The 255-nt window shown below is 67.8% G+C and carries 1 protein-coding gene; it reads right to left on the bottom strand.

The genetic code is table 11. The features are described 5' to 3' along the window. Nucleotides 1–255 (bottom strand): hypothetical protein (locus LPA41_RS43930; RefSeq protein WP_229077038.1); only part of this gene is annotated, 255 nt, incomplete at both ends.

Below are 255 nucleotides of genomic sequence, written 5' to 3'. Positions count from 1 at the left end.
TCGGTATCCACCAACACAAACCGACCCGGATGCTCCGACTGCGCCGACCGCACCAAGCCCCGCACCGCGGCAAGTGCCAGGTCCTCGCCGCGCGTGACCACTACCAGACGCCGGTCGGTGAGCAACGTCTCCTGCAGCCGGGCCAAGACCACACTCGTGGCCACATGCACATCGGGGTCGCCACCGACCTCGACCAGATCGACGTCGCCGATCGGCTCAACGGCCGCCGCCGGCAGCAACTGAACCTCGTACAGC

The sequence above is a fragment of the Actinoplanes sp. DH11 genome (assembly GCF_020873875.1).
GTDB lineage: Bacteria > Actinomycetota > Actinomycetes > Mycobacteriales > Micromonosporaceae > Actinoplanes.
Note: the sequence above shows the minus strand (reverse complement) of the source record. Positions and strands in the feature narration are given on the sequence as shown.